Genomic DNA, 9,732 nt, shown 5'->3' on the forward strand with positions numbered 1-9,732 from the left:
GCGGGGCAAGGAACTACCAGAGATACTTCAAAAAGTTCTAGAGAAACAAGCAATATCTGCTTAAATGACCAAGGTGGTAGCCGAATGGATGTAACCAAAGAGGTAACAGCAACTTTACGAGCAAAATCAAATCATCCCCCACTTGTTTTTGATAACCATGGAAGGGATGCAAGAATTAAAGGACCAGTTGATGTTGCCCAGACCGTTGTGTCGTTATATGGAACTGGTGGAAACAATCAGCCATTTGTTTTAGAGAAACCGAAAACCTTTGATATTCGTTTGACATCTGAAGGAACGGTTAACGTTCGAGCAAACATTTATGAAAGTGATGTATCAAGAACAATAGATACATCAGGTAACTCACCAAACAGTAATCAAGGCGGGATTGCAATTGTTAGTAATAAAGATGATGTAAGTAAAGGAAAACAATCAACCTATTCATCTAGTAAAAACTCACATTTTACAAGTGCAGAAAAAGAACTTGCTAGTACGCTTGTTGCTACCGATTATAAGGATCCCCCATTAGTAAACATAGAAGATTTAATTGTGAGAAGGCTTACTCCTACCGAATGTGGAAGATTGCAAGGTTTCCCAGATGGATGGTGCGACAATTTGGGAGAAGATAACCCATCGGATGAAGAGATTAACTTTTGGGAGAAAGTATGGGAAACACACCGACAGTTAATCAGTAAAAATAAACGACCTAAAACCAGGAAACAAATCATTAAATGGTTAAGCCAGCCACATTCCGATACAGCTGAATATAAAATGTGGGGGAACGGAGTCGCACTTCCTTGTGTTATATATGTTTTGACTGGAATTTCCATACAATTAAATAAAGATTAGAAAGTCAGATGGAATCTGTTCAAAACACTTGATATAAACACCTTTTAGAGTGATATATGTATGTACCAAAATTGAAAGGTGGAATAAAAAATGATTGTAAAGTTTAATATGAAGGGAAAAGAACGGAAAAAGTTAGTGGAAGCAATAAGCGAACATTTGAATATTCCTTTTGATTACAAAGGAACACCAAGCTTTGCCTACGAAATTGGAGAATATGTAGTTGATAGGGTTGGAACGCTGGAAGGACCGGCTAATGACGCGTTAATCCAAACATTAGAAAGTAAATATAGCTTTGAAGCAGAGCGGGATGAGCAAGCGGAAACTTATACACTTTCCATTGAATACCCGCGGGACCCTTTCGATGGACAAACAATCGAGAATTTAGAAAAGCTAATCCAAAGTAAGAACACTTTAATTAAACAGGCGCTAGCTATTGAATCAACTAGGATTGAATTAGAAGATGACCGAATAAAGTTTCCTTGGTTTGAGAGAGAATTGACATCCGAGGAACTAGAAACATACACAAAATTCATTGTCGCATTATGCGAAACAGCTCTGAAGCAAAAACGAGTGACAGCAGTTGAAAAACAAGTCGAAAACGAAAAATATGCATTTCGATGCTTCCTGTTAAAACTGAATTTTATAGGCGATGAATATAAAGCCGACAGAAAGCTCTTGATGTCAAAACTGTCAGGTGATTCTTCATTTAAAAGAACGAAAAAGATGGAGGAAGCTTCATGAACAATATAACGAAAGAATCGCTGAACAAGTTAAAAAAACAATATCAGACTGGAACAAGGGTACGTTTGATTGAAATGGATGATCCATATTCAAATTTAATTCCAGGAGATGAAGGAACAGTTTCCTTCGTTGATGATATTGGAACCATACACATAAAATGGGATAAAGGAAGTTCACTCGGGATTGTGTTTGGAGTCGATAAGTGTCTAATCATCGAACAATAAAAATACATCCGAATAAGTGTAGATAACACTTGCTATATAAGGCTTTTATAGTGATATATGTATGTAACGAAAACACACATACACTCTAAAAGGGGATGATAAAATGTTAAACGCAAAGTTTGGAATTGAAATTGAATTTACAGGAATTACAAGAGAAAAAGCAGCGAAAGTAGCGGCAAAGTTTCTTGAAGGCGAATACATCGAAGGCGGAACATATTACGATGTGAAGAAAGTGAAGGCTCCAGACGGACGTATATGGGAATTTGCTTATGACGGAAGTATTCGAACGCAAGTTAGTCGAAGCGGCAGAAGGGTTAATGCAAACAGAGATTACAGCGTTGAAATTGTAAGCCCAATTTTAACCTACAGAAAAGACATTGACACTTTACAGGAGCTTGTTCGAAGGATACGAAAAGCCGGAGCCTTTACAAATTCATCTTGCGGCATTCATATTCATTTGGACGGGAGCACACATACACCAAGAAGCATACGAAACTTTGTAAACATCATCGCAAGTAGAAACGACTTATTTTACAAAGCACTAGAAATCAAGAATGAGAGAATGCGTTATTGCAAACGGATGGATGACATTTTAGTAGAAAAGATGAATCGGAAAAAGCCAAAGACAATGCGAGAAATTGAAAACATTTGGTATGAAGGATACAGCGAAAGCAGAAGTAGACACTACCATAATAGCCGATACCATTTCTTAAATCTACATAGCTTTTTTAGAAGGAATCGAACAGTTGAATTACGTGGCTTTAACAGCGTTCTTCACGCTGGTAAGATAGAAGCTTTATCGTTTTATCCTTAGCAATCAACAACCAAGCATTAACACAGAAAAGTGCATCATCGAAAAAGCCCCAAGTTGAAAATGAAAAATTCGCCATGCGAACATATCTCAACCGAATCGGATTGATTGGAGAGGAATTCGCAAACTGTAGATTACACTTAACTAAACCTTTATCGGGATCAGCAGCATGGAGGTTCCGAGTTGGATAAGCCACCCGGAATTATTCAAGATTAAATTGTGAAAGGATTGAAATGAATGATGGAGAAATTATATATTGCCTACGGATCGAATTTAAATCTAGAACAAATGTCAAACAGATGTCCAACCGCAAAAGTAGTAGGAACAAGTGAAATAAAGGACCACAAACTCGTTTTTAGGGGGCCACACGCGCATGCTGTTGCAACGGTTGAACCATGCAAGGGAGAAAGCGTTCCGGTCCTTGTGTGGCAGATTACGCCCAATGACGAAAAAGCACTTGACCGTTATGAAGGATGGCCACATCTGTATAGAAAAGAAATGATGAAAGTTAAAGTCGACAAAAAAACCGTCAATGCAACGGTCTATATTATGAATGAAGGCAAACCACTTGAACAACCGAGTTGTTACTATTATTCAACTATTTTAGAGGGTTATAATAGTGCAGGGTTTGATGTTGAATATTTACGTAAGGCTGTTGAAGATTCATATGAAAAAGATGACGAGGCCTTAGAAGACGAATCTAGTCAGTAAGAAATAGAGAAGTACGAATAATTATGATAGGATATAAACAAAATTGAATGTTCAACAGACGGGGAGAATAGTTGAAGATTAGATGCTATAATTATTATTAAAAGATTGAAGGAGCTTAGGAAGACGAGTATTTATAGCTGAATAAGAATAGTGCTCTCCAAATATTCTTATTTAGATAAGCACATCTAAAATTATTTGAAGAAGGAATGAGAATAGTGAATGGACCAATAAAAATGACTAGAGAAGATAGAATGAAGATTGTTCATGAAATTAAGGAACGAATATTGGATAATTATGGGGATGTCGTTAAGGCTATTGGTGTTTATGGCTCTCTTGGTCGTCAGGCTGATGGGCCCTATTCGGATATTGAGATGATGTGTGTCCTGTCCACAGAGGAAGCAGAGTTCAGCCATGAATGGACAACTGGTGAGTGGAAGGTGGAAGTGAATTTTGATAGTGAAGAGATTCTACTAGATTATGCATCACAGGTGGAATCAGATTGGCCACTTACACATGGTCAATTTTTCTCTATTTTGCCGATTTATGATTCAGGTGGATACTTAGAGAAGGTATATCAAACTGCAAAATCGGTAGAAGCCCAAGCGTTTCACGATGCGATTTGTGCCCTTATCGTAGAAGAACTGTTTGAATATGCAGGAAAGTGGCGTAATATTCGTGTGCAAGGACCGACAACATTTCTACCATCCTTGACTGTAAAGGTGGCTATGGCAGGTGCCATGTTGATTGGTCTGCATCATCGCATCTGTTATACGACGAGCGCTTCGGTTTTAACTGAAGCCGTTATGCAATCAGATCTTCCTTCAGGTTATGACCTTCTGTGCCAGTTAGTAATGTCTGGTCAGCTTTCCGACTCCGAAAAACTTTTGGAATCGCTAGAGAATTTCTGGAATGGGATTCAGGAGTGGACCGAACGACACGGATATATAGTGGATGTGTCAAAACGCATACCATTTTGAACGATGAACACTAATAATTGCTAATCATGTTGGTTACGTATTGATTAACTTCTCCTAATATTTACAAATCATCACGACTGTCATTGAGAAGCCTTTTTCTTATTGAACAAACGGGTGCGATTGTGGAACTATTAAATAGATGCCTTAAGCTCAGATATTAGTCTGGGCTTTTTTGTCGTGCAAAATTTTATAAATTCATTTAAGTTTTTAAGATTGTTTGATAGGGGGTGGTGGTAATTAGAAAACTAGGAAATTATAAACCGACAATCTTTAAAGCGGATCAATCATACTATGACAAAGATGCTGCCGATATGGCAGTTAATTTTATTAACTGTTTAAAGCATACAAAGGGTGAATGGTTCGGAAAGAACTTTGACTTGATAGATTGGCAGGAGCAGATTATTCGAGATGTATTTGGGACGATGAAGCCGAATGGCTATCGCCAGTTTAATACTGCCTATATTGAGATAGCTAAGAAACAAGGAAAGTCAGAACTTGCTGCTGCGGTTGCATTACTATTAACATGTGGTGATTTTGAACATGGCGGAGAAGTGTATGGATGTGCTGCGGATAGGCAACAAGCATCGATTGTATTTGACGTTGCTGTCGACATGGTGGAACAATCACCCGCACTTAAGGCACGATTTAAACCAGTTCTTTCACAAAAGCGATTGATTTATAAACCATTAGGTAGCTTTTATCAAGTGCTATCTGCGGAAGCTTATACAAAACATGGATTGAACGTCCATGGGGTAGTTTTTGATGAGTTACATGCACAACCGAACCGAAGGCTATACGATGTTATGACTCATGGTTCAGGGGACGCAAGGAAACAACCATTGTATTTCTTAATCACAACTGCAGGAAATGACCAGCATTCAATATGTTACGAAGTACATCAGAAAGCAAAAGATGTACTTGAGGGAAGAAAAATAGATCCTACTTTTTATCCTGTTATCTATGGTGCAGAGGAAGATGATGATTGGACAGACCCTGAAGTTTGGAAGAAGGCAAATCCATCACTAGGAATTACAGTAGATATAGAGAAAGTCGAACAAGCATGTGAAAGTGCGAAACAGAATCCTGCTGAGGAGAACTTATTTAGGCAGTTACGATTGAACCAATGGGTAAAACAATCTGTCAGATGGATGCCAATGGAAAAGTGGGACAGATGTGGTTTGCCAGTTGACCCTAAAAGGTTAATTGGTAGAGAGTGCTATGCGGGTTTAGACTTATCATCGACAACAGATATCACAGCATTTGTTTTAATCTTTCCACCAGAATATGAAGATGATAAATATGTTGTTTTGCCTTACTTTTGGATACCTGAAGAAAACATTAGACAGCGTGTGGATAGGGACAGAGTACCTTACGATGTGTGGGAGCAACAAGGTCACATGCAAACAACAGAAGGAAACGTTGTTCACTATGCTTATATTGAAAAGTTCATCGAAGAATTAGGAAAGAAATACAATATAAAGGAAATTGCCTTTGACCGTTGGGGAGCTGTTCAGATGACGCAAAACCTCGAAGGATTAGGCTTTACTGTAGTTCCTTTTTTGGACAAGGTTTTAAAGATATGAGCCCATCATCAAAAGAGTTGATGAAATTAACATTAGAAGAAAAACTTGCTCACGGCGGACATCCAGTTTTACGTTGGATGATGGATAACATTCATGTTCGAACGGATCCAGCTGGAAACATTAAACCTGACAAGGAAAAATCAACGGAAAAGATTGATGGTGTGGTGGCAACAATTATGGCACTCGACCGAGCGATAAGAAGAAGCGGAACAAGTGATTCCGTTTATGATGATAGAGGATTGATTGTGTTCTAACGTTGAGGAGGTGATGTTCATATGCGGTGGTTTACAAATTTATTTAAAGCAAGAGATAAACCACAAAACTATTCATTTGGGAGCAATTATAGTTTCATCTTTGGAAATTCTAGTAGTGGAAAATCCGTTAATGAATTTACAGCAATGCAAATGACTGCAGTATATTCGTGTGTACGCATATTAGCTGAAGCGGTAGCTGGTTTACCACTGCACTTATATAAGTACACAGATACAGGTGGGAAGGAAAAAGCAATATCCCATACCTTATATTTTTTACTTCATGACGAACCAAATCCTGAGATGAGTTCATTTGTGTTTAGAGAAACATTAATGACTCATCTTTTATTATGGGGAAATGCGTATGCTCAGATCATTCGCAATGGAAAAGGGGAGGTTATTGCACTTTACCCACTTATGCCAAATAAAATGTCAGTCGAAAGAGATGCGAGAGGTAATCTGTATTATTTATACACAAAAACATTTGAGGAAATGAATGGGTCAGAGAAGACAACTATTGCATTAAAAGCTGAAGATGTACTTCATATACCCGGACTTGGTTTTGATGGTTTAGTTGGATATTCACCAATTGCGATGGCTAAAAATGCAGTGGGTCTAGCAATGGCAACTGAGGAATATGGTGCAAAGTTTTTTGCTAATGGAGCGGCACCAGGTGGTGTCTTAGAACATCCGGGAACTATCAAGGACCCCCAAAGAGTAAAGGATAGTTGGAATAAAGCTTATCAAGGTTCAAGTAATGCCCATCGAGTTGCTGTATTAGAAGAAGGGATGAAGTATCAACAAATCGCAATTGCACCCGATCAAGCACAATTTCTTGAAACAAGAAAATTTCAGATTAACGAGATTGCTCGAATTTTCCGAGTGCCACCTCACATGGTAGGTGACTTGGAAAAGTCGAGCTTTTCTAATATAGAGCAACAATCGTTAGAATTCGTTAAATACACACTTGATCCATGGGTTATTCGGTGGGAACAAGCAATTAGTCGTTCACTATTTACTAAAAGTGAAAAGAAAGCGTACTTTGTGAAATTTAATGTGGATGGATTGCTTAGAGGTGATTATGCTTCACGAATGAGTGGCTATGCAACAGCAAGGCAAAATGGCTGGATGAGTGCTAATGACATTCGTGAACTTGAGAATTTAGACCGGATACCGGATGAACTTGGGGGAGATTTATATTTAATCAATGGGAATATGACGAAACTCCAAGACGCAGGTGTGTTTGCAAAGAAATATGAAAAGGAGGAAACCGAAGATGAAGAAGTTTTGGAACTGGACAAAGAATAATGAAACTGATAAACGAACCCTTCATTTATATGGGGCAATAGCAGAGGAGAGTTGGTTTGATGATGAAGTCACACCATCTGCCTTTAGGGAAGAACTCGTGCAAGGCAAAGGCGATATTGAAGTTTGGATTAATTCGCCAGGGGGTGATTGTATTGCAGCTGCGCAAATTTACAACATGTTGATGGAATATCCAGGTGATGTCACTGTCAAAATTGATGGGATTGCCGCATCGGCAGCATCTGTGATTGCGATGGCAGGCACTGAAATTCAAATGTCACCAACGTCCCTAATGATGATTCATAATCCATTTACTGTCGCAATTGGTGATAGTGAAGAAATGAAAAAGACGGTGCATATGCTTGACGAAGTAAAAGAAAGCATTATTAACGCATATGAAATTAAAACAAGTTTATCAAGAAATAAACTATCCGAATTAATGGATGCTGAAACGTGGCTTAATGCACATAAAGCAATTGAACTCGGATTTGCGGATGCCATTATGTTCGCAAATGGTAAAGATGAAAACCAACCTGAGAACAGCTTTGTTTTTAGTAGACGAGCAGTAACAAATTCATTAATAAACAAGATACAAAAACCACAAAAAGGTCAATCGGTTGATCCGCTTTATGAGCGGCTTAATTTATTGAAATATTAGGAGGAAACCAATATGAATAAAATTTTAGAATTACGTGAGAAAAGAGCAAAAGCATGGGAGGCTGCTAAAACTTTTTTAGATACTAAACGTGGAAGTGATGGTTTGGTAGCGGCTGAAGATGCACAGATGTATGATTGTATGGAAGAGGATATTATGAATTTAGGCAAAGAAATTCAACGATTAGAACGGCAAGAGGCTTTAGATGCAGAATTAAATCGTCCAATAAATACACCTATCATTGGAAATCCATCTGTTCCAGGAATGGAAACAAAGAGTGGACGAGCTTCTGAAGGTTATACAAAGGCATTCTGGAATGCGATGAGAAGTAAAAATCCAACACAAGAAATTATGAACTCACTATCAGTGGGAACAGATTCAGAAGGAGGATTTTTAGTTCCCGATGAATTCGAGCGTACACTTGTACAGTCATTAGAAGAAGAGAACGTATTCCGAAAACTTGCTAAGATTGTAAAAACGTCCAGTGGCGATCGTAAAATTCCAGTTGTCACTACTAAAGGTTCAGCGGCATGGTTGGATGAAGGAGAAGAATTTGAAGAAAGCGATTCAGTGTTTGGACAGACTTCAATCAGTGCTTATAAGTTAGGTACAATGATTAAAGTTTCGGATGAATTATTGAACGATAGTGTATTTAATTTAGAGAATTACATTTCAACTGAATTTGCTCGAAGAATTGGAGCAAAAGAAGAAGAAGCGTTTCTTGTCGGTGATGGAGCAGGAAAGCCGACTGGAGTGTTTCATGATACTGGTGGTGCAGAATTAGGAGTTACTGCATCATCAGCAACAGCTATTACTGCAGATGAAATTATTGACTTAGTTTACTCTTTAAAAGCACCATATCGTAAAAATGCTGTATTCATTATGAATGATGCAACAATAAAAGCAATTCGAAAATTAAAAGATGGTCAAGGTCAGTACTTATGGCAACCATCACTAACTGCCGGTACACCAGATACGTTATTGAATCGTCCAGTATTCACTTCAGCTTATGCACCGACTATTGAAACGAAAGCTAAGTCTATTGCCTTTGGTGATTTCGGATATTATTGGATTGCAGACAGACAAGGTCGTTCATTCAAGCGTTTAAATGAACTTTTTGCAACAACAGGACAAGTTGGTTTCCTAGCAAGTCAACGTGTCGATGGAAAGTTAATCTTGCCAGAAGCAATCAAAGTCTTACAACAAAAATAATAAAGGGGTAGAGTGCGATGGGGTATAGCGCTAAAAACTATACAGAACAAGGCGGAGAAAAAACGGTGATTGGCGGGGAACTTGTTATTGAAGAAGGAGCAAAGGTCACTGGCCTTCCTTCTTCTTCAAATGAAAAAATGGCAAATCAATCTGATAGTACAGCAGAAACAATAGAAGACTTAGTTGCGGATTTTAATGCATTACTATCGAAATTAAAAACATCTGGTTATATGTCAGAAGAATAAAGGTGGCGAAAGTGATGACATTACTAGAAAAAGTAAAGGCTAATTTAATACTCCAACATGATAAAGATGATGCTTTAATAGAAATGTACATCACTGCCGCCATTTCTTATGCAGAGAGTTATCAACATATTAAAGAAGGCACATATTTAGATGAGAATATGCCCGCGACAA

Annotated in this window: 11 protein-coding genes and 1 pseudogene; all 12 read left to right on the plus strand. The window is 38.1% G+C overall.

Annotation, left to right across the window (positions count from 1 at the left end; all coding sequences use genetic code 11):
• On the plus strand, positions 1-846 hold an 846-nt coding region (locus ACFFIS_RS13685), incomplete at its 5' end, for a DNA cytosine methyltransferase (RefSeq protein ID WP_390188006.1).
• A 90-nt stretch (positions 847-936) separates the two neighbouring features.
• Positions 937-1,587 (plus strand): hypothetical protein, encoded by a 651-nt coding sequence (locus ACFFIS_RS13690; RefSeq protein WP_057995365.1) that lies wholly within the window; start codon positions 937-939, stop codon positions 1,585-1,587.
• Positions 1,584-1,811, plus strand: coding sequence for a DUF4314 domain-containing protein (locus ACFFIS_RS13695; RefSeq protein ID WP_057995366.1), 228 nt, complete (start codon positions 1,584-1,586; stop codon positions 1,809-1,811). The genes ACFFIS_RS13690 and ACFFIS_RS13695 overlap by 4 nt, the downstream gene beginning before the upstream one ends.
• Before the next feature lie 103 nt (positions 1,812-1,914).
• The gene (locus tag ACFFIS_RS13700) at positions 1,915-2,625 is read left to right on the plus strand and encodes an amidoligase family protein (protein WP_320381613.1); all 711 of its coding nucleotides are present in this window, start codon (positions 1,915-1,917) and stop codon (positions 2,623-2,625) included.
• Positions 2,626-2,859: 234 nt separating this feature from the next.
• Positions 2,860-3,333: a gamma-glutamylcyclotransferase family protein gene (locus ACFFIS_RS13705; RefSeq protein ID WP_390188008.1), complete on the plus strand. Its 474-nt coding sequence runs from the start codon at positions 2,860-2,862 to the stop codon at positions 3,331-3,333.
• 215 nt (positions 3,334-3,548) lie between these two features.
• Positions 3,549-4,310 carry an aminoglycoside O-nucleotidyltransferase ANT(4')-Ia gene (gene aadD1, locus ACFFIS_RS13710; RefSeq protein ID WP_446686912.1) on the plus strand — a complete coding sequence of 254 codons (762 nt, stop codon included), beginning with the start codon at positions 3,549-3,551 and terminating at the stop codon, positions 4,308-4,310.
• A gap of 236 nt (positions 4,311-4,546) precedes the next feature.
• A pseudogene (locus ACFFIS_RS13715) lies at positions 4,547-6,147 on the plus strand (terminase large subunit).
• Between the two features lie 21 nt (positions 6,148-6,168).
• Complete coding sequence (locus ACFFIS_RS13720) at positions 6,169-7,452, plus strand: phage portal protein (protein ID WP_205178023.1); 1,284 nt, start codon at positions 6,169-6,171, stop codon at positions 7,450-7,452.
• The gene (locus ACFFIS_RS13725; RefSeq protein ID WP_211651034.1) at positions 7,421-8,107 is read left to right on the plus strand and encodes a head maturation protease, ClpP-related; all 687 of its coding nucleotides are present in this window, start codon (positions 7,421-7,423) and stop codon (positions 8,105-8,107) included. The genes ACFFIS_RS13720 and ACFFIS_RS13725 overlap by 32 nt, the downstream gene beginning before the upstream one ends.
• Before the next feature lie 12 nt (positions 8,108-8,119).
• On the plus strand, positions 8,120-9,316 hold the full coding sequence (locus tag ACFFIS_RS13730) for a phage major capsid protein (RefSeq protein WP_390188011.1): 1,197 nt from the start codon (positions 8,120-8,122) through the stop codon (positions 9,314-9,316).
• 17 nt (positions 9,317-9,333) lie between these two features.
• Entirely contained in the window at positions 9,334-9,561 is a 228-nt protein-coding gene (locus ACFFIS_RS13735; protein WP_205178018.1) for a Head fiber protein, read from the plus strand.
• Between the two features lie 14 nt (positions 9,562-9,575).
• A partial coding sequence (locus ACFFIS_RS13740) for a head-tail connector protein (RefSeq protein WP_390188017.1) occupies positions 9,576-9,732 on the plus strand: 157 nt, incomplete at its 3' end.

This window comes from Paracerasibacillus soli (genome assembly GCF_042432965.1).
GTDB lineage: Bacteria > Bacillota > Bacilli > Bacillales > Amphibacillaceae > Paracerasibacillus > Paracerasibacillus soli.